Origin of the sequence: Halosimplex amylolyticum, from assembly GCF_051414035.1 — an archaeon.
Classification (GTDB): Archaea; Halobacteriota; Halobacteria; order Halobacteriales; family Haloarculaceae; genus Halosimplex; species Halosimplex amylolyticum.
Map to the genome: position 1 here is coordinate 61,240 of NZ_JBLKNW010000001.1, position 18,723 is coordinate 79,962.

Sequence of the window (18,723 nt, forward strand, 5' to 3'; positions counted from 1 at the left end):
GAATGGGAACTGGAGAACCTCCGGCCGAGAAAGACGACGAATCGCCGTTCAGATCGCAGTCCGACTACGAGGCGACCGCGATGGACGTCTACGAGGTCGTGTTCAGTCGCTGGGTCGTCGCTCCCCTGCGGGTGCTCTGGAGCGACTACCGCGGCCGATTCGGACTGCTCATCCTGACGTTCTACGTGCTCGTGGGGACGCTCGGGGTGGTCATCATCCCCGAACCGTCGGTCGACCCGATCAACCGACTCCTGAGTCCGCTCGAGCAACCGAACCTGCAGTACCTGCTGGGCAGTGACGGCGTCGGGCGCGGCCTCCTGCCGCTGATGGCCCACGCGACGCCGAAGATGCTGAAGATGATGCTCGCGGGCGCCATCTTCGGGAACACGCTGGGGGTCGTCGTCGGGCTCGTCTCCGGGTACACCGGCGGCAACACCGACAAGATCCTCATGACGGTCACCGACGTGGTGGCGTCGATCCCGGGGCTCCCGCTGCTGCTGATCCTCGCGGCCATCATCGAGCCGCGCAACCCCTACCTGATCGGGGTCATCCTGACCGTCCAGGCGTGGGCGGGGCTGGCCCGTGGGATCCGGGCGCAGGTCCTCCCGCTCCGGAACGTCGAGTACGTCGAGGCCTCCCGGACGATGGGGCAGTCGACCTCGACCGTGCTCATGAAGCAGGTCCTCCCGGACCTGCTACCGCTGGTGACGCTGCGGTTCATGTCGACCGCTCGCTCCGTCATCTTCGCGTCCGTCGGCCTGTACTTCCTGGGCCTGCTGCCGTACACGAGCGCCAACTGGGGCGTCGTCCTCAACAGCGCCTACGAGAACTCGAACATCCTCGCCTCGTTCGAGAACGCGCACTGGCTGCTCGTGCCGGCCCTGACCATCGCGCTGTTGACCTTCGGGCTGACGCTGCTCGCGCAGGCGTTCGACCAGGTCTTCAACCCGCGGGTGCGGGCCAGACACGAGGCGCGCAAGCGGGGCGACGTGGAAGAGGAGATCGACGAAACCGACATCGACGACAGCGGTGTCTCGCAGATGGGATTCCAGCAGTGATCACACATGTCTGAATCAGAATTCGCGACGGAACGACCGCAGGAAGACCGCGACACCGTCCTGGAGGTCCGCGGCGCCACAGTCACGTACGAGATGGGGCGCGGCCAGGCGCGTGTCCTGAACGAGATCGACCTCGACATCTACCGCGGGGAGACCCTCGGGATCGTCGGGGAGTCCGGGTCGGGCAAGTCGATGTTCGCCTCGACGCTGATGGACGCCGTCGAGGACCCGGGCGTCCTCCGGGGGAGTATCACCTACTACCCCGAGGGGGGCGACCCGGTCGACGTCACGGACCTGGAGGGCGGCGACACCAAGCGGCTCCGCTGGGAGGAGATCGCGCTGGTCTCCCAGGGCGCGATGAGCGCGTTCAACCCCACCAAGCCGATCCGGACCCACTTCGAGGAGACCCTCTCGGCGCACAACGCCGACAAGGACGAGGGGATGGAGCGGGCCCGCGATATCATGCGGGACCTGAACCTCGACCCCGACGCCATCCTCGACGAGTACCAGCACGAGCTCTCGGGCGGACAGCGACAGCGGGCGCTGGTGGCACTGGGGCTCGTCCTCGAACCCGAGGTGCTGATCCTCGACGAGCCGACGGCGGCGCTCGACCTGCTGATGCAGCGGTCGATCCTGCGCCTGCTCTACACCATCAAGGAGGAGTACGACATCACGCTGATCGTCATCAGTCACGACCTCCCGGTCGTCTCGGGATTCGTCGACCGCCTCGGCGTCATGTACGCCTTCGAGTTCGTCGAACTCGGCGAGACCCGGGACGTGATGCACAACGGCGCCCACCCGTACACGCGGGCGCTGCTGCGGTCGACGCCGAACCTGGCGATGGACGTCGACGACATCACCACTATCGAGGGGTCGAGCCCGGACCCGATCAACATCCCTTCGGGGTGTTCGTACAGCCCGCGGTGCCCGATCGCCGACGACCGCTGTACCATCGAGGACCCGGACCTGATCGAACTGGAAGACGACCACGACGTGGCGTGTTTCTACCCGGACCGCGCCCGGAAGGAACTGCCAGTCACGCTCTCGGAGGATGATTCAGAATGAGCACGATCGATACAGACGACGACGTGATCGACAACGACGAACCGGTACTGTCCATGGAGAACGTCTCCGTGGAGTACCAGGACGAATCGCTGCTCGCGTCGGCGCTTCCCGACAGCGTGACAGACCGCCTCGGGATGGGCGAGGAACCCGTCCACGCGGTCGACGACGTCTCGCTGGAGATCGGCGAGGAGGACGTCGTCGTCCTGATCGGCGAGTCCGGGTCGGGGAAGACGACGCTCGGCCGGACCGCCATCGGGCTCCAGGAGCCCACTTCGGGATCGGTCAAGTACCGCGGGTACGACGTCGACGCCGTCGAACGCGGCGAACACGCGGGCGAGGTGTACGCCGAGGACATCCGCCGGGCGCTCCAGATCGTCCATCAGGACTCCGACGCGGCGCTGAACCCCTACCGGACGATCCGGTCGCAACTGGCCGAGCCACTGAAACTGTGGTACCCGGAGATGGACCTCAACGACCGCCAGGAGCGCATCTCGACCATGCTCCACACCACGGGGGTCACGCCCGCAGAGGACTACATGGAGCGGTACCCGCACGAACTCAGCGGCGGCGAGAAACAGCGCGTCGCCATCATCCGCGCGATGTTGCTCGAACCCGACCTCATCCTCGCCGACGAGGTGGTCTCGGCGCTCGACGTCTCGCTGCGCATCGAGATCATGGACCTCCTGCTCGACCTGCAGGAGATGTTCGGCACCTCGTACCTGTTCGTCTCCCACAACCTCACGAACGCCCGGTACATCGCCGACAAGGCCGACGGCCGCATCGCGGTGATGTACCTCGGCCGGATCGTCGAGGTCGGGTCGGCCGACGAGATCATCAACGACCCCAGCCACCCCTACACGCAGATCCTCAAGTGGGCGTCGCTCCCGCTGGACCCCGACGACGCACGGAAGACCATCACCGACGAGTCGCCGATGATGTCCGACGAAGCGCCGGATCCGCGGAACATCCCCAGCGGCTGTCGGTTCCACACGACGTGTCCGAAGGCCCACGAGGTCTGTACCGAGGTCGACCCCGATCTCATCGGCGGCGACGAGCGGGAACACCGGGCGGCCTGTTTCCGCGAGGATCCGACCCACGAGTACTGGGACAGCGAGTCGATCCACGGCGGCGACCGCGAGATCCCGCTGTAGCCACCGTAACGACTAACTGAAATCACGACAATCATCCACACATGATACGGTACTTCGCCTCACTGCTGTCGGACTACTTCGACCACCCGATACTCGGGCTGCTGTTGCTCGTCTCGGCGTTCCTGCTCGCCGTGGGCGGCGTCTTGAGCGTCGTCGACGTGCCGGGCGTTCCGGTGATCGCGGCCGGGTGGTTCGCAATCTACGGTATCGGTGCCGGAACGCTCGGCCTGTTCGGATACCTCGTTCTCTACGTGTCCCGGGGCATCTCGATCCTCCGGGACATGGCCGGACCGGGCGCGAGCTGAGGCCGTCGTCGCGTTTCTCGGGCGAAGCCGGCCGAAATTTCTCACCGGAGCGGTTCGAACGGGTCCCACTCGAAGTAGAGCATCGATCCGATGATCGCCATCCCGGCGACGACGTGGACCGTCGCCAGTACCGACACCACGAACGTCGGTGACCCCCACTCGACCGCCAGCATCGACGCGACGAGGATCCCCTGCATGATCACGAGGACGACGAGGATCCCCTTCCAGAACTGCCTGTTCATGCCCCTCTCTATCCGCCGACCTGTCTAAAATCCTGTGACGCGAAGCCCTCCTGGTTCGGACGAGTCGCGTGTGCGCGGGTCCGACTCCTCGATTCTCTCCGATTCAGGCGCTATTCCGGCTGGTCGAGCGGGATACAGACGTTCCGCGCGTCCGCGGGCCACCGGGCGTGCGAGGGGAGGGACGCGGGCGAGGCGGCGTCCGCCCGGTCCTCGTCGGTGTAGGACATCGCGGCGAGGAACAGGTGGGTCGGGCCGCCGTCTTCGACGAGGACCTGCGAGCGCTCGACGTTCGGGAACGAGGTCTCCCCTCCGTCGTCCCAGGCGATCCGGAGGTCCCTGTCGCCGCCCGTTGCGTGGGGATACGCCTCGGGCGGGTCGCTGACCGTCCAGTCGACACCGTCGGTCGACGCCGCGTGGAAGCCGGCGTAGCTGTCGACGTACCCCTCGTCGTCGTGGTGGGCGTGCATGTCCTTGGCGACCAGCTCGAAGCCGTCGCCGGCGCGCCAGACGGCGTGGTCCTCCAGGGGCGCGAGGACGTGCTCGGCGACGAGGTCGTAGCCGTCGGTGTCCGCCCAGTCGTCGGCCGCGTAGACGCTCAACTCGAAGGCGCCGTCGCGGACGAAGACGGTGACGCCCCCGTCGTCGTCGACGACGGGCACGGCGTTGGTCTCGCCGTCGATCACCGGCCCGTGTCTCGTCCACGGGCCCTCCGGTGCGGGAGCGCTGGCGACGCCGACGGCGTTCTCGTCCCGGTCGACGCCGCGGGGATCGTCGGGCGTCGGACGCGGCCCCTCGTAGTGACAGCCGTAGTAGTAGAGGAGGTACCGGTCGCCGGCACGCACGACGGACGGATTGTGGGACATCCGGTCCCAGTCGCCCTCCTCGCCGGGCGGTATCACTTCCCCGGCGAACTCGTAGGGGCCCTCGGGACTGTCGGCCTCGGCGCGCACGACGTGGGAGTTCGACGTCCACCCCGGCGAGAACGGGATCGCCTTCGACCACCGGGAGGCGAACATGTGGTAGGCGTCGTCGCCGGGGACGACCGACGCCCCCCAGATCCAGTAGTCGTCCATCGCGAATCCGCCGTCGCGCGGCGCCGGTCGCAGGCGGTCGCGGAACCGCCGTCCGGTCGGTGACATGATCGGTCACGCGGCGCCGGCGCGCAAAGGTCTGTCGGCCGTTCCCGCTGGCGCCTCGCCGACAACTCCAGGCGAGTGTGATCACTGTTGGCAACCTGCAGTTATTTGTGGGCTGGCGGTGAAGTCGAGGCCGTCACATGCTGGAGTACGAGACGCGCGACCGGCTGTACGAGAACCCGCTCGCTGGTCCCGCAGACGTCGCGGATTTCGTGTTAGAGGGGGAGGCCGCGGTCACGTTTCCGCACGGCCGCCTCCGCCTGGAGAGCGAACGCAGGGACGGCCCACAGTTCGTCTACTGGTGTCCGCAGTCGTTCCCCGACGACATCGCGATATCCTGGGAGTTCTGGCCCGTCGCCGCCCGCGGCCTGAGTACGGTCTTCTTCGCCGCGGACGGTCGCGGCGGCGAGGACCTGCTCGGCCCGGAACTGGCCGACAGGGCCGGCGCCTACGAGACCTATACCGCGGGCGACATCGACGCCCTGCACGCGTCGTACTACCGGCGCGGCGGCGACGACGGCGGGCTTCGAACTGTCACGCTCCGCAAGAGCCGCGGCGACCACCTCGTCGCCCGGGGGGCGGACCCGATCCCCGACGCGCCGGCCGCGGACCCGCCCTACGAGATCACCGTCGTCAAGGCCGGCCCCCGCGTTTCCCTCTCGGTCGACGACCTCCCGGTACTGTCCTGGACCGACGACGAGCGGACCGGGCCGGCCCTCGGCGGCGGCAAGATCGGCTTCCGACAGACCGCCCCGCTGATCGGCGAGTACGCCAACCTCACGGTCGACCGCATCGAGACGGCCGAGTGAGCACGACGGCTGCGGAGGACGCTCTCACTCTGAGGACGCCGCCAGTTCCCACTCGACTCGTTCGTTGATCGTCCTGGGGTTGAGGTCGGCGACCAGCTTTAACCGGTCCGGCGTCACGTCTTCCCCGACGTCGTAGAGGATCCACCCCGCGGCCGACTCGCCGGCGGGGAGTTCGGACTGATAGTCGCCGAGGGCGAACGTGAGGCGGTCGTAGGTCGTCCCGTCGTGGGTGAGCCGGCCGCTGACCGTCACCGGTTCGTTGCCCTCTACCGGGACCTGTGCGAGGTTCTCGTCGGTGGCGTCGCCCTCCGTGCCCCGCTTGTGGAGGTAGATCTCGCCTTCCGAGATGGCCGTCCCCCCGGGCATCGGCACGCCCAGCGGTTCGTCCGTCTCGTTCGAGAGCTGGAGGACGACCACGACGTACTGCCGGCCGGCGGAGCTCCTGACCTCGTGCGTCTGCGGCGTCCCCTCCCCCTCTGGGGTCTCTTCGTTCCCGTACAGCTGCGGTCGGGGAGACACCGTCACGTCCTGGCGGAGGTCGGCGGCGAGGAGGGTCATGTCGAGTCCGTCGACCGTCGCCGTGTCGCCCACGTAGTTCGTGCCGTCAGCGTCGGTGGCGCTCCCGGACGACCCTGGACAGCCGGCCAGCACCCCCGTTCCGACCGTGCTGCCCAGCGCTGCGAGGACCGATCGCCGATCGAAGGTTTCCATCCTGCGACAAATGTCGGTGGGGTTGCATATATCCGTTTCGAGACGCTCCGGTCCACCTTCCACCCGCCACGCTCCCAGCGACGCGGCCACGCGGCGTTCTCGGCGGTCGATCCGCCAGCGGGCGCAGTGAACGGCACCCTTTTGTCCGGACCGTCCCGACCGGCACGCATGGACGAGTCCGGTGGGACCGACGGCCGCACGCGACGGGCGTACCTGCGAGCGCTCGGCGGTGCGGTCGGAGCAGGGTCGCTGGCGGGGTGCCAGCGGAGCGTCCTCGGCGGCGGGACCCCGACGCCCCGCGAGTCGACGTGCGACTCGCCGGACACCGACGCCGAGCCGCTGTACGACGACTGGCTCCTGGCGCTGCGGCCGGGCGACTACGACGCCCCGACGGTCGCGTTCGCCAGCGCTCGGCCCCGGTTCCTGTCGGCGCATCCGGGCCTCTACCGCGGGCTGCGGCCGTACCTGTGGTACAGTCGCGAGCTCGCGGAGGCCGCCGCGATGCCGTTCGCCGAACTCGACCGGGTCACGGCGCTCCGGCCGCCCAGCGAGCGCCCCGCCCTGTACGTCGTGTTCGACTACTCCGAGAAGCGCTGGCGGTGGCTCACCCGCCTTCAGGGGAGCGGCTTCCGCGGCGCGGAGCTCACGGAGGCCTCGGACTACCGCGGCTTTCAGCGTCGCGGCGTCTCCAGCAGCAAGGTCAACGCGGTCGCCTTCGACGACGAGTACGTCGTCACCGCCCCGAAGGCCGCCGACCCGGTCGCCGTGGACGCGACCGCGCGCATCGAGCGCCTCCTCGACACCGCGCGAGCGAACGCTCACCCCGGGCACTGCTACTCGCCCGCCGACCGGGCGCTCGTCGAGCGACTCCCCGAGGCGGACTTCGTCTTCGCGCGCTTCCGCACGGACGGCGGGACCTTCTCCGGAAGTTCCTGGGCACCCGACGGCGCTCGTGCGGGCGGCTTCGCGTTGTCGGTTCGCTGGGCGGGCCGGAGCGGGATCGGTACCACGACGCCGGTCGGGACGTCGACAGGCACCGACGGCACGGCCGCCGACGCGACGGTCGGTTCCCCGTCGCCGACCGCGACCGAGACCACGACGCCGACCTCGGCCGACGCCTCGACAGCGGCGCCAGCGGACCCGGTGGTCGACCGGCGGTTCGTCGCCGCGTTCCCCGAGGGGGAGGCGGACGTCGACGCGACCCGGTCGTGGGTAGCGTCGAACTGGCTCCGCGACGGCGAGCGCGACGACCCGCTCCAGTTCGTCGATCCGTCCTACGAGCGGTCCGGACGGGCCGTCGTCGTCACCGAAACCCGCTCGCTCGAGACGGCCGCGGAGTGAGGCGCGGTCCCGAGTCGGCCGCCAGCGTTATGGCGGATTCGGTCGTCTGTGGGAGCGATGACCGACGCCGTTACCGACCGGATCGACCTGGCCGGTCGCTGGGAGCTCGCGCTCGACCCCGACGACGAGGATAGCGCCGAGCGCGCGCCACCGGCTGACTTCGACGACGACATCCCGCTCCCAGGGACGACCGACGAGGCCGAGAAAGGCGAGCGCACGACCGAGCGGACGCCGGGACACCTCACCCGTCGGTATCGCTACGAGGGCGCCGCCTGGTACCGCACGACCGTCGAAATTCCCGACGCGTGGGCCGACAGGCGGCTCGTCCTCCGCCTCGAACGCACCCGCCCAGCAGGTGTCTGGGTCGACGGCGACCCCGTCGGTCGGGAGGACAGCCTCTCGGCTCCCCACGTGTACGATCTCACGGACGCCCTTGACCCCGGCGAACACGACGTCGCACTCCGGATAGACACCGACTCGGAGCCGGTCACGTTCCCGGGCGTCCAGCGTTCCCACGCCGCGACCGAACACACCCAGACCAACTGGAACGGCGTCGTCGGCGACCTGGAACTGGTCGCCACCGACCCCGTCTGGATCGACGACTGCCAGGTCTACCCCGACCCCGCGGCCGGGACCGCGCGGGTCGAGGTGACCGTCGGCAACCGGACGGGGGCGGCCGCCGAGGCGTCCGTCGAACTGGCCGCGGAGAGCGCCGACGGAACTCACGCCGTCGATCCCCAGACGGAGTCCGTTCGGGTCGACGACGAGTCCGCGAGGCTCTCGGTCGAGTACGACCTCGGCGATCCGCTCCGGTGGGACGAGTTCGACCCAGACTACTACGAACTGACCGCGGCGCTGGACGCGACCGCCGAGGGCGCAGACGCGGGTGAGAACGGTGGCGCGGTCGCCGACGACGCCGAGTACGGCCACGTCACCGAGACGGTATTCGGCGTCCGCTCGTTCGAGCGCGAGGGAACGCGCTTCGCGGTCAACGGGAAGACGACCTTCCTCCGTGGCAACGTCGACTGCTGTATCTTCCCGGAGACGGGCTACCCGCCGACCGACGAGGCGGCGTGGCGCGAGGTCTTCGAGACCGCCCGGGAGTACGGCCTCAATCACTACCGATTCCACAGCTGGTGTCCCCCGGAGGCGGCGTTCCGCGTCGCCGACGAGATGGGAATCTATCTCCAGCCCGAACTCCCGCTGTGGAACAACGGCGGCACGTTCGAGGACCCCGACGCGGCCGCCTTCTACCGCGCCGAGGCCGAGCGGATCCTCGACGAGTACGGCAACCACCCCTCGTTCGTCATGTTCGCGCTGGGCAACGAACTGTCGGGCGACTTCGAGGCGATGAGCGACCTGGTCGAGGACCGCCGCGAGCGGGACCCGCGGCGGCTCTACGCCTGCGGCTCGTACAACGGCCTCAGCGACTCGACGCTGACCGAGGCGGACGACTACTGGACGACCGCGTCGGTCCCGCCGGACCCGACCGACGTCGACTCGGGCCGCGAGATGGTCCGGGGGGCCGCCATCGACGACGCGCCGCCCGCGACGACGACCGACTACCGCGAGGCCGTCGAGGACATCCCGATCCCCGTGGTCGCCCACGAGATCGGGCAGTACCAGACCTACCCCGACTTCGCCGGGCTGGAGCGCTACGACGGCGTCCTCGCGCCCCGGAACCTCGAACTCAAGCGCGACCACCTCGAAGCCCACGGCCTGCTGGACCGCGCGGCAGCCTTCAGCGATGCCTCCGGTCGCCTCTCGGTGCAGTGTTACCGCGAGGAGGTCGAGGCCGCGCTGCGGACGCCCGGGTTCGGCGGGTTCCAGCTGCTGCAACTGGAGGACTTCCCCGGGCAGGGCACGGCGCTCGTGGGCATCCTCGACCCCTTCCGCGAGTCGAAGGGACTGATCGAGCCCGCGGAGTGGCGGAAATTCTGCGCCGAGAGCGTCCCGCTGGTCCGGATGGACGCGCGCACTTTCTCGGCCGACGAGTCGCTGACCGCGGACGTGCAACTGGCGCACTTCGGCCCGGAGGGCCACGACGAGGTCGCCGCCGAGTGGTCCCTGACAGCCGCCGGGGGATCCGACGCGGAAACTGTGGTCGCGGAGGGATCCCTCCCCGGCACTGACGTGCCCCAGGGCGAACTCGTTGATCTCGGACCCGTCGAGGCGGACCTCGGGGACACCCTCGCGAGCGCTGACGGCGTCGACGCGCCCGTTCGCCTCACGCTCTCGGTGACTGTTCCGGCCACCGATGCCGCCACCGACTACGACGTGTGGGTGTACCCCGCGGACCTGCCCGCGGTCGACGCCGACGATGGCTCGGTGGGCGGATCCGGGGACACCGCGGTGACCGTCCGTCGGGCGTTCGACGAGGAGACCCGCGAGTTGCTGGAGGCGGGGGAGGACGTGGTCCTCGTGCCCCGCCACGACGACCTGCGCCACTCCGTCGAGTCGGCGTTCGCTCCCTGTTTCTGGTCGTACGCGCTGTTCAAGCGCAACGCGCCCCCGGGGACGATGGGGCCCCGTTGCGATCCCGATCACCCGCTGCTCGGCGGCTTCCCGACGGACGACCACGGCGACTGGCAGTGGTGGCACCTCCTCTCGAACGCCCGCCCGGTCGTGCTGGACGACGCGCCCGACGACTACGAGCCGCTGGTCCGGATGATCGACAACGTCGAGCGCAACCAGCGCCTGGGGCTCGTCTTCGAGACGGCCGTCGGCGACGGGAACCTGCTCGTCTGTGCCGTGGACCTGTTCGCGGCGGACAACGACCCCTCAGTGCGAGCGTTCGCGCGGTCGCTGGTCGACTACGCGGCGTCGGAGTCGTTCGACCCCGACCGGGGCGTCAGCGAGGCGGTGCTCGAAAAACTGCTGACGATATAGGCCTCGACTCACCGTTCGCGACGGCGCGAGGGGTATCTCCGGCGGATCTGGACCTTCAGTCGCTCTCGTACTCGGGCAACTCCTCGAACTCCGGCACCTCGGCGAGATAGAGGTTGCTCGACCCGTCGTAGCGGGCGGAGTCGAACAGTACGTGCGAGCCGTCGGGACTGAACCGCGAGTGGGGGTGTGGTCCCCTGTGGTCCCAGTCGTGCGTCGCGAGGATCCGCGGTCCCTCGTACTCGCCGGCGTCTTCGTCCCAGCGGTACAGCAGGCTGTGGGGCACCTCCTCGAACGTGCCGTCGCAGACGAGCATCTCGGGAGAGTTGGCGTGCGTGTGCGTCAGCGCGTACAGCTCGTCGGGGAGAGCGGTCTCACGGCGGTCGGTGTCGTCGTAGCGCGAACTTCCGATGAACGGGTCGGGGTCGTCGACGCGTTCGCGGCCCTGCGGGTCCTTCAGCGAGCCGTGGTAGCCGACGCGCTCGCCGTCCTGCATCCAGTACTCGTGGCCGACGCCGCCTTCCTCGGGGACCTCCCGGACCTTCCAGGTGTCGCCCGTCTCGGCGTCGACCGTCCAGATGCGGTTCTCGACGGCGTCCCACGGCCCTTCCTCGCAGTAGGTGAACAGCTCCGGCCGCGTCGGCGAGGCGTTGACGTGGCTGCTGGCCCAGACGTCGACCTCTCTGAGGCGTTCCGGCTCGCCGCCGTCGGTCGGGACCGACAGGATCCGCGTGTTCGGCGCGGCCTCGAACGTGCCCGAGAGCTTGTCGTCGCGCTCGGGCACCTCCACGTCCTCGCCGATGGCGACGTAGAGCCGACTCCCGTCGGCGTTCACGTCGAGGGATCCGCCGTTCCAGCCGTCGGGGACCTCGTAGTGGACGTCCTCGACGCGTAGCGTCCCGAGGTCCAGACTCACCAGTCGGTCGCCGACCCAGAAATACACGCGTTCGGCGTCGTGGTCGATGGCCGTCCCGCCGCGAAAGCCCTCGATGTCCGTGACCTGCGTGATCAACCCCGACGTCAGGTCGATCGAGTACAGCTGGCGCGACCCGTCCCGGTCGGAGCGAAAGAGGAGGCGGCGGCCGCCGTCGTACCAGCCGTCCTCGGTGAAGTAGAGGTGGTAGTCACCGACCTCGGGATAGCTCGTGAGCCGGCGCACGCGCGCGCCGCTCGTCGGGTCCGCGTACGTCTCGTCCTCGGCGGGCCAGTGGCTGCCCGCGCGAGGCCCCTGCTCGATAGTCTCTGGCATGATGAGTACCGAATCACTGGACGCCGCGGCGGATATAGCTTCCCCTCGCAGAACCTCTCGCTGGATGCCCTCGCCCACTCGTCGCCCCGGTCAGTCGGTTCGAGATACGACCGGGAGCCACGGCCGGGCGACGAACGACGCCGACCACGAGTTCACCCCAGTGACCGAAAGGCGGCTCGTACTGCCGAATACACGAGACCAGTAGGTCTCTCCGATCCGGCCGCGAACGCGCCGTCCGGCATTCGGACGTTCCGACCGTCCCTGGCGAGCCCGTCTACGGCGAACAATTCTCGTGGATTGGTGGGGGACAGGGCCTCTTCACTCACGACCGTCTCTCCCCGATTCGAGACGGTCTGGGGACTACGTCAGGCCGCAAGGATGGTCTCTTACCCCCTCTCGCAGTAGTTCTCGACAGGATCCGGTCGTTTCAGACCGATACCGAACGACCAGCATAGATACGTTCCGGCATTGCCGGACGCTAATCGTCCACCTCGGCGGCTGTACCGAGCACGTCGAGCAGGCGACGTACCTCCTCGTGACTCCGAAGTCATTACAGTCGTAGTGATGTAATATCGACGCTCGGGCCGGTTCGACCCCACCGCCAGTGTCACGATCTCGGTGAAAAATGACCGTAGTCGGGTTCGATGACGCGACGCGTATCCACCGATCTCACCACAGTTATGTCCGGCATTACCGGAATTGATATGTTATTTACTAACATGGATCGGGGTGGTGTCTCCGTCTGTGGCGGATATAGCCCGTTTAGCTGGTCTTCGCAGCCTGAGTTGACTGCCTGGTTCCGGCATTACCGAACACATTTCGAAGTCGAACGGCGGAATCCGGGTGGTTTCGGCGCCGGACCGGGGCGAACATCGATTCGCCGCTGATCGAGTCCGACGGCGAACGGAGAACGGCGGGTCGTCCGGACAGCAAGGCGGAGAGCGGCCCGGGGCGTCTCAGGCGTCGGAGAAAGTGAAGACGGGTTTGACGACTTCGGAGTTGAGGAACGATTCGAAGGCGGCGGTGGGGTCGGCGGTAGAGAACGAGTCGTCGACGACGGCTTCGGCATCGATCTCGCCGTTTTCCATGAGCCGCAGCGCCTGTTCGAAGTTGGTCCAGTCCGAGCCGTAGGAGGTGACGACGTCGATTTCGCCGCGGACGACGGGTGTCAGCAGTATCTCGCTCGGTTCGCGGGGAATCCCGACGACGACGACCTCGCCGCCTTTGCGGACGACCTCGACGCCCGTCTCGACGCCTGTGAAGTGGCCGCTGGCGTCGAACACCGCGTCGAAGCCCACGTCGTCCGTCCGGGCCGCCGCGTGGGACTCCAGGTCTCCGTCGGAGATGTTGATCGTGTCGATGCCCAGCGACTCGACGAGAGGCAACCGCGAGGCGGCGTCTCGGTCGAGGCCGGAGACGAGGACGTTCGCGCCCAGCGAGTCCGCGACCGCGGCGGTGAACACGCCGATCGGTCCCGGCCCCTCGACGAGGACGTCGTCGCCGGGGTTGATCGACGAGCGGGTCAAGACGGCTCGCGTGGCGATACTCAGCGGTTCGGTGATCGCCGCGTCGGCCAGCGAAACGTCGTCGGGGACCGCGTGGAGAAACTCCGGATCGACCACCGTATACTCCGCGTAGGCGCCGTCGCGGTGCATCCCGGTGATCGAGAAGTTCTGGCAGATGTTCTCCTCGCCGTTGCGACACTGGAAACACTCCCCGCAGTGGTGGATCGGTTCCTCGACGACGCGATCACCCGGCTCGAAACTCCGGACGTCGTTTCCGACCTCGACGACCTCGCCGGAGTACTCGTGGCCCATGATCCGCGGCATGGCGATCCAGTCGTACCCGCCCTCGTATTCGTAGGCGTGGGCGTCGCTCCCACAGATTCCTGCCGAATGCACCCGGACGAGAACCTCCGCTGGACCGGGGGACGGTCTCTCTCCTTCCTGAACTTCGACGGACGCGGGGCCCGTCTGGACGATTTGCTTCATATGCTAACAGATCCCTCTCGACTTCGACACGGATAGGTGCGGGCCTTCGGGATATAAAGATGTTGGAGGGAGAGACGGTGCGGTCGGTCGTTTTCCCGGTCGGTCGTCCGGCTCGACCGCGTCCCCGGCCGCGTGATTCGGCCCCTGCTCGATGGTGGACCGTTCGCTGCCCTCACTCCAGGTCGACAGCGACCCGCTCGCCGGTCCGCGCGCTCTCGTAGGTGGCGTCGAGCAGCGCCGTCACGACGAGGACGTCCTCGGCCGTCGCGGGCGGCTCGCTCCCGCTCTCGATAGCTTCCGCGAACGCGGCGAACTTGCTCGGCGCCTCGTCGTAGGCCAGGTCCGGCGTCCGCTCGCTCCCGTCGGCATCGACGACAGTGAGTTCGCGCTGCCCCCAGTCGACGCCTTCCAGGTACATCGCGCCCTCGTCGTCCCAGACGTGGATGTGCTCGCGCGTCGCGGGCGCGACCGCCGAGTCGGCGAAGCTCGCGACCGCGCCGTTCTCGAAGCGGACCGTCAGCGACGACTTCGTGTCGATGTACTGCTCGTCGTCGTAGAAGTCTATCTCGGCGCTGACCGCCGTCGGCGTCAGGCCCGTCAGCCACAGCACCGACTCGACGACGTGCGTGCCGACGCTGAAGAGGTGGCCGCGCCCGCCGATGTCGGGTTTGACCCGCCAGTTCGTCCCGCGCTCGAAGTGGCCCGTCCAGTCCTGGGTCAGCTCGCCGGTCACGAACGTCGGTTCCTGCCCCTCGTCGTGATACCGGTCGTAGGCGGCGACGAACCCGGGATTGAGGTGGCGCTGGTAGCCCGCCATGAACACCTGCTCGGAGTCGGCGACCCGGTCGCGGAGGCGTTCGGCGGCCTCCTGCTCGATCACGACGGGCTTCTCACAGAGGACGTGCAGGTCCCGGTCGAGCGCGTCGTGGATCTGGTCGTCGTGGAACGCCGGCGGCGTGGCGACGATCACGGCGTCGAGGTCCGTCTCCGCGTACATCTCCGCCTCGTCCGTGTACAGGGTCGACTCGTCGAGGTCGTGTTCGGTCGCGAGGTCGTCGAGGGCCTCCTCGTTCACGTCGACGGCCGCCGCGATCTGTCCCTCCGGATGCGTGCGCACCTCGCGCGCGAGGTGGGTCCCGATGCCACCGGTCCCGATAATGGCAGTTCGTAACACGACTCGGTGGTTCTGGGGCCGGTCGCTTGCGTCTTACGGATCCCGGAGCGGCCTGCCGCGAGCCGTCCGTGCGTCGATCCGGTGGCCGCACCGAACGGGGGAGATCTCGGTCGAGACGCCGCACTCGCCGGAGACGGCGCGATCCGCCGTGAACGGCAGGTATTTTTGTCGTCGGGGCGGTGGGTGGGATACATGCATTCGCTGCAAGCGGAGCCACCAGTCGACGGCGCGGCGTCCGACGTACGGATAGGGTACGTCGGCGGCGGCAGCCAGGGCTGGGCGCTGACGCTGATCAACGACCTCGCGCAGTGCGAAGACGTCTCGGGTACCGTCACCCTCTACGACGTGAACTACGAGGGCGCCGTCGAGAACGCCGAACTGGCCAACGACGTGATGGACCGGCCGGACGTGCCGGGCGACTGGTCGTTCGAGGCCCACCGGGAGATGGACGACGCGCTCGCCGGCGCTGACTTCGTCGTCTGCTCGACGCAGGACCCGCCGGAGGAAACCTTCGTCCACGACATCGACGTGCCACAGGCGTACGGCATCTACCAGACCGTCGCCGACACCGTCGGCCCCGGCGGCGCATTCCGGTCGCTACGCTCGATCCCGCAGTACCGCGAGATCGCCGCGACGGTCCGCGAGCAGTGCCCGGACGCCTGGGTCGTCAACTACACGAACCCGATGACCGTCTGCACGCGGGCGCTCTACGCGGAGTATCCGGACATCAACGCTATCGGCCTCTGCCACGAGGTGACCCACGTCCAGCACATGCTCGCTGACGTCGCCGAACGGCACATCGACGCCGCCGAGGACGTCTCCGGGTCGGAGATCGCAGTGAACGTGAAGGGGATCAACCACTTCACGTGGATCGACGAGGCGCGCTGGCGCGGCCGCGACGTCTACCAGTACCTCGACGAGGAACTGGAGCGCCACCGGCCGCTCCCGGGCTTCGAGTCCGGGGAGCTGGCAGACGAGTCCTTCTGGAGCAACCACGACCAGGTCGCCTTCGACCTGTACGACCGCTTCGGCGTGTTCGCCGCCGCCGGCGACCGTCACCTCGCGGAGTTCGTCCCCTGGTACCTGGACGTGGACACGCCCGCCGAGGTCGAGCGGTGGGGGATCCGCCTGACGCCGAGTTCCGCCCGACGGAGCGACGGCGAGGCACCGGCGAAGATGGACAAGTTCCGCGACGAGGACGGCGAGTTCCACCTCTCGGAGTCGGGCGAGGAAGTCGTCGACATCATGCGGGCGCTGCTGGGCATCGAGCCCACGAAGACCCACGTCAACTTCCCCAACCGCGGCCAGTGCCCCGACCTGCCCGACGGCGCCGTCGTCGAGACGAACGCACTGATCACCGGCGACGACATCTCGCCCGTCAACGCGGGCACGCTCCCGCGGCAGGTCCGCAGCATGGTCACGCGGGCGATCCACAACCAGGAGACGCTTATCGAGGCCGGCTTCGCGGGCGACCTGGACCTCGCCTTCCAGGCATTTCTCAACGAACCGCTGGTCACGATCCAGCGCGACGAGGCACAGGATCTGTTCGCCGACCTCGTCGCCATCGAGCAAGACTACCTCGACGCCTACGACGTCGAGGGCGCGTCGGTGCTCGACGGCTACGAACTCGACCGCGAGGCGGTTCTCGCAGACTGAGCGGCGACCGCGGATTCGGTTGTCGGCCGAGACGGGGGACTCGCTCAGTCGTCGGCCGAGACGGGTTCGACGTCCGCCGTCGACGGGTCGTCCATGCCGACGCCGAGGAAGAAACTCGGGTGGGGCGGCTGGTTGTACGCGACGTTCTGCCACGCGAGCGCGAGGCGGTACTGCGGGTCGTGCAGCAGCGTCGGGATCCGGTGGTCGGTCTCGTGAGGCGTGGCGTACAGCCGGAGCGCCTCGCTGTCCGGTTCGCGCAAGAGGACCTCCTCGCGCCAGTCGCCGAGCAGGTCCCCCGAGAGACAGGGGTTGCCCTTCGTCCAGTTGTTCGACCGGGTGTCCTCGAACGTCTCCAGTCGCTCTAGCTCGCCCGCTTCGGGGTCCCACCGCTCGATCGTGGGGATGCCGACCCCGTCGCCCTCCCAGTCGTGGTCGAGCAGTTCCCGCCGCAGGTCGCCGGTCCACCAGATCGCGGAGTTGTACGACGCGGGCGTCTCGCCGATCCGCTCGCCGTCGGCGGTGTGGAGGCCGACGCCGGCCGGCGCCCACGCTTCGGCGCCGTCGTGTTCGGGGTCGATGTCCGCGACCATCCCGCGGCCGGTGTCGGTCCCGGTGTACTCGCCCCAGATCAGTTCGCCGGTGCCGGCCTCGCGCATTGACGCGCCGTGGGTGGCGTCCTCGGGTTCGTGGACCTGGTACACCTCCAGCCCCTCGCGCTCGGGGAGGAAGTCGCCGCAGTGGAGCGCGTCGCCGTGCAGCCAGCCCGTCGAGTACAGCCCGGTCCCGTCGTGGTCGATGACGCAGGCGCCGTAGACGATCTCGTCTCTGCCGTCGCCGTCGACGTCCGCCACGCTCAGCTGGTGGTTGCCCTGGCCCTCGTAGGCCTCGTTGCCCTCTGTGCTGTCGAACACCCACCGCTGGGTGAGTTCACCGTCGCGGAAGTCGTAGGCGGCCAGCACCGTCTTCTCGTAGTACCCGCGGGCGTTGACGATGCTCGGCCGCTCGCCGTCGAGGTAGGCGACGCCGGCCAGGAACCGGTCGCCGCGATTCCCGTAGTCGTCTCCCCAGTCCGCGATGTCGCCCCGGGCGGGCTCGTAGTCGACCGTCGTCAGCGCGGCGCCGGTCTCGCCGTCGAAGACGGTGAAGTACTCCGGTCCCTCGATGATCCGGCCGGTCTCGTTCCGGTAGTCGGCGTCCGGATCGCCGATGACCGACCCCTCGCCGTCGACGGTGCCGTCGGCGGTTCGAACGGCGAGTTCCGCCCGTCCGTCGCCGTCGAAGTCGTAGACGAGGAACTGGGTGTAGTGGGCGCCCGCGCGGACGTTCCGGCCGAGTTCGATCCGCCACAGATGGGTGCCGTCCAGTTCGTAGGCGTCGAGGATCGTCTGGTTCGTGTACCCCTCGTGTGCGTTGTCCTTGGCGTTCTCCGGCGACCACTTGAGGACGAGGTCGAGGCTCCCGTCGCCGGTCAGGTCGCCGACGCTCGCGTCGTTCGCGTGGTACGCGACGAGCGAGTCGTCGTCGGGCGCCGCCGCTTCGACCGGGTCCGGCCGCTCCAGCGGGATCCGTCTGTACTCCCGGTCCCACGCCTCGACGGGGTCGCACCGCTGCCCGTCGTCGCCGTCGACGCGCTCGACCGCGTACGCGTCGCCCGGTTCGCCGTCGGGGTCGCGGTAGTTCGTGCTCTCGGTCACCGGCTCGTCGGTCACGCGCTCGCCGTCGCGGTACACGTCGAACGCGGCGTCGCGCGGCTCGGTCCCGAGCAGTCGCCAGCGAACGAGAATACCGTCCTCGGCGGGCACCGCGACGACGCCGCGGTCCAGCGCCTCCATCTGGCGCGGCCCGGTGTCGTCCGTCTCGCCGACGTCGGTGCCGCCGTCGGTCAGGAGTTCGCCGCTCGCGCCGTCCGGTTCGTCGGCTTCGCCGTCCGTGTCGGTTTTGCCGCCGCT

At 68.7% G+C, this 18,723-nt stretch carries 15 protein-coding genes; 8 read left to right on the plus strand and 7 right to left on the minus strand.

What is annotated here, in order from left to right:
- The first annotated feature begins 2 nt into the window (after positions 1-2).
- The 4 genes from ACMGFE_RS00275 to ACMGFE_RS00290 are packed head-to-tail and all read left to right on the plus strand — an operon-like array spanning position 3 to position 3,579.
- Positions 3-1,058, plus strand: coding sequence for an ABC transporter permease (locus tag ACMGFE_RS00275; protein WP_436922932.1), 1,056 nt, complete (start codon positions 3-5; stop codon positions 1,056-1,058).
- 6 nt (positions 1,059-1,064) lie between these two features.
- Positions 1,065-2,123, plus strand: coding sequence for an ABC transporter ATP-binding protein (locus ACMGFE_RS00280; RefSeq protein WP_436922933.1), 1,059 nt, complete (start codon positions 1,065-1,067; stop codon positions 2,121-2,123).
- Complete coding sequence (locus tag ACMGFE_RS00285; protein ID WP_436922934.1) at positions 2,120-3,274, plus strand: ABC transporter ATP-binding protein; 1,155 nt, start codon at positions 2,120-2,122, stop codon at positions 3,272-3,274. Before ACMGFE_RS00280 ends, ACMGFE_RS00285 begins: the two co-directional genes overlap by 4 nt.
- Before the next feature lie 41 nt (positions 3,275-3,315).
- Positions 3,316-3,579 (plus strand): hypothetical protein, encoded by a 264-nt coding sequence (locus ACMGFE_RS00290; protein WP_436922935.1) that lies wholly within the window; start codon positions 3,316-3,318, stop codon positions 3,577-3,579.
- A gap of 41 nt (positions 3,580-3,620) precedes the next feature.
- Here ACMGFE_RS00290 and ACMGFE_RS00295 read toward each other — a convergent pair whose 3' ends face one another.
- Positions 3,621-3,821: a hypothetical protein gene (locus tag ACMGFE_RS00295; protein ID WP_436922936.1), complete on the minus strand. Its 201-nt coding sequence runs from the start codon at positions 3,819-3,821 to the stop codon at positions 3,621-3,623.
- 110 nt (positions 3,822-3,931) lie between these two features.
- Complete coding sequence (locus tag ACMGFE_RS00300; RefSeq protein WP_436922937.1) at positions 3,932-4,960, minus strand: glycoside hydrolase family protein; 1,029 nt, start codon at positions 4,958-4,960, stop codon at positions 3,932-3,934.
- Between the two features lie 137 nt (positions 4,961-5,097).
- On the opposite strand from ACMGFE_RS00300, the gene ACMGFE_RS00305 reads away from it, so the two are divergent.
- Positions 5,098-5,766, plus strand: a complete 669-nt coding sequence (locus ACMGFE_RS00305) for a DUF1961 family protein (RefSeq protein WP_436922938.1) — start codon at positions 5,098-5,100, stop codon at positions 5,764-5,766.
- A gap of 24 nt (positions 5,767-5,790) precedes the next feature.
- Here ACMGFE_RS00305 and ACMGFE_RS00310 read toward each other — a convergent pair whose 3' ends face one another.
- Positions 5,791-6,477 carry a hypothetical protein gene (locus ACMGFE_RS00310; RefSeq protein ID WP_436922939.1) on the minus strand — a complete coding sequence of 229 codons (687 nt, stop codon included), beginning with the start codon at positions 6,475-6,477 and terminating at the stop codon, positions 5,791-5,793.
- A gap of 168 nt (positions 6,478-6,645) precedes the next feature.
- On the opposite strand from ACMGFE_RS00310, the gene ACMGFE_RS00315 reads away from it, so the two are divergent.
- Both ACMGFE_RS00315 and ACMGFE_RS00320 read left to right on the plus strand, forming a co-directional pair.
- Positions 6,646-7,818 (plus strand): hypothetical protein, encoded by a 1,173-nt coding sequence (locus ACMGFE_RS00315; RefSeq protein ID WP_436922940.1) that lies wholly within the window; start codon positions 6,646-6,648, stop codon positions 7,816-7,818.
- Positions 7,819-7,875: 57 nt separating this feature from the next.
- Positions 7,876-10,707 carry a DUF8487 domain-containing protein gene (locus ACMGFE_RS00320; protein ID WP_436922941.1) on the plus strand — a complete coding sequence of 944 codons (2,832 nt, stop codon included), beginning with the start codon at positions 7,876-7,878 and terminating at the stop codon, positions 10,705-10,707.
- A 55-nt stretch (positions 10,708-10,762) separates the two neighbouring features.
- Here ACMGFE_RS00320 and ACMGFE_RS00325 read toward each other — a convergent pair whose 3' ends face one another.
- The 3 genes from ACMGFE_RS00325 to ACMGFE_RS00335 all read right to left on the minus strand — a co-directional run bounded on the left by ACMGFE_RS00325 (position 10,763) and on the right by ACMGFE_RS00335 (position 15,118).
- Positions 10,763-11,953 (minus strand): oligogalacturonate lyase family protein, encoded by a 1,191-nt coding sequence (locus ACMGFE_RS00325; protein WP_436922942.1) that lies wholly within the window; start codon positions 11,951-11,953, stop codon positions 10,763-10,765.
- Between the two features lie 956 nt (positions 11,954-12,909).
- The gene (locus ACMGFE_RS00330) at positions 12,910-13,944 is read right to left on the minus strand and encodes a zinc-dependent alcohol dehydrogenase (RefSeq protein WP_436922943.1); all 1,035 of its coding nucleotides are present in this window, start codon (positions 13,942-13,944) and stop codon (positions 12,910-12,912) included.
- Between the two features lie 172 nt (positions 13,945-14,116).
- A complete protein-coding gene (locus tag ACMGFE_RS00335; RefSeq protein ID WP_436922944.1) occupies positions 14,117-15,118 on the minus strand; it encodes a Gfo/Idh/MocA family protein in 1,002 nt (333 codons plus the stop codon).
- Positions 15,119-15,310: 192 nt separating this feature from the next.
- Between ACMGFE_RS00335 and ACMGFE_RS00340 the strand changes: the two genes are divergently transcribed.
- Entirely contained in the window at positions 15,311-16,774 is a 1,464-nt protein-coding gene (locus tag ACMGFE_RS00340; RefSeq protein WP_436922945.1) for a family 4 glycosyl hydrolase, read from the plus strand.
- A gap of 44 nt (positions 16,775-16,818) precedes the next feature.
- On the opposite strand, the gene ACMGFE_RS00345 is transcribed toward ACMGFE_RS00340, so the two are convergent.
- Entirely contained in the window at positions 16,819-18,606 is a 1,788-nt protein-coding gene (locus tag ACMGFE_RS00345) for a rhamnogalacturonan lyase (protein WP_436925132.1), read from the minus strand.
- Between the last annotated feature and the right edge of the window lie 117 nt (positions 18,607-18,723).